The following is a 1,768-nucleotide window of genomic DNA, read 5'->3' on the forward strand; positions in this document are numbered from 1 at the left end:
AAAGTAACGATCCTTGAAAACTGAATAATAACAAAACAAATGAGCTCTCGAAGTCTTTGACTTCAATGAGCAAGTTTTTGTAATTCTAAAAAAACGAGCTCTTACAACTTGTAAGAAACTATCTTCGGATAGACAGGATATTCAAACTGGAGAGTTTGATCCTGGCTCAGAACGAACGCTGGCGGCGTGCTTAACACATGCAAGTCGAACGCGAAAGTTTTCTTCGGAAAGCGAGTAGAGTGGCGCACGGGTGAGTAACGCGTAAGTAATCTACCCCGGCATCTGGAATAACACACCGAAAGGTGTGCTAATACCGGATAAGCTGGAAACAGGAAAGGTGGCCTCTTTTTAAAAGCCACCGTACCGGGATGAGCTTGCGTACCATTAGCTTGTTGGTAGGGTAATGGCCTACCAAGGCAACGATGGTTAGCGGGTCTGAGAGGATGATCCGCCACACTGGAACTGAAACACGGACCAGACTCCTACGGGAGGCAGCAGTGAGGAATATTGCGCAATGGGGGAAACCCTGACGCAGCGACGCCGCGTGGATGATGAAGGCCCCTGGGTCGTAAAATCCTGTCGGTTGGGAAGAAATGTATAGTGGTTAATACCCATTATATTTGACGGTACCAGCAAAGGAAGCACCGGCTAACTCCGTGCCAGCAGCCGCGGTAATACGGAGGGTGCAAGCGTTGTTCGGAATTACTGGGCGTAAAGCGCGCGTAGGTGGTCTATTAAGTCAGATGTGAAAGTCCCTGGCTCAACTGGGGAAGTGCATATGAAACTGGTAGACTTGAGTACTGGAGGGGGAAGTGGAATTCCCGGTGTAGAGGTGAAATTCGTAGATATCGGGAGGAATACCGGTGGCGAAGGCGACTTCCTGGCCAGATACTGACACTGAGGTGCGAAAGCGTGGGTAGCAAACAGGATTAGATACCCTGGTAGTCCACGCCGTAAACGATGTCAACCAGGTGTTGGGAGGAATATCCTCTCATTGCCGCAGCTAACGCATTAAGTTGACCGCCTGGGGAGTACGGTCGCAAGATTAAAACTCAAAGGAATTGACGGGGGCCCGCACAAGCGGTGGAGTATGTGGTTTAATTCGACGCAACGCGAAGAACCTTACCTGGTCTTGACATCCCGAGAATCCCGATGAAAGTTGGGAGTGCCCTTCGGGGAATTCGGAGACAGGTGCTGCATGGCTGTCGTCAGCTCGTGTCGTGAGATGTTGGGTTAAGTCCCGCAACGAGCGCAACCCTTATCTTTAGTTGCCAGCATTAAGTTGGGCACTCTAAAGAGACTGCCGGTGTCAAACCGGAGGAAGGTGGGGATGACGTCAAGTCCTCATGGCCTTTATGACCAGGGCTACACACGTACTACAATGGCATAAACAATGGGCAGCCACACCGCGAGGTGGAGCGAATCCTCAAATTATGTCTCAGTCCGGATTGGAGTCTGCAACTCGACTCCATGAAGTTGGAATCGCTAGTAATCGTAGATCAGCATGCTACGGTGAATACGTTCCCGGGCCTTGTACACACCGCCCGTCACACCACGGGAGTTGGTTGTACCAGAAGCAGCTAAGCTAACTTTTAGAGGCAGGCTGCCAAGGTATGATTAGTAACTGGGGTGAAGTCGTAACAAGGTAGCCCTAGGGGAACCTGGGGCTGGATCACCTCCTTTTAAAGGAAAAAAAGCAGCTTTGAGCTGCACAAGAGTTCACTTGCAATGTTATTATTCAGTTTTGAGGGATCGTTTGCGATCCTTA

Annotated in this window: 1 rRNA gene; it reads left to right on the plus strand. The window is 50.1% G+C overall.

The features are described from left to right. Positions 1 to 143: 143 nt before the first annotated feature. Positions 144 to 1,683 (plus strand): 16S ribosomal RNA (locus JWG39_RS15940). The last annotated feature ends 85 nt before the right edge of the window (positions 1,684 to 1,768 follow it).

This window comes from Desulforhopalus vacuolatus (genome assembly GCF_016918505.1).
In the GTDB taxonomy this organism is placed as follows: domain Bacteria; phylum Desulfobacterota; class Desulfobulbia; order Desulfobulbales; family Desulfocapsaceae; genus Desulforhopalus; species Desulforhopalus vacuolatus.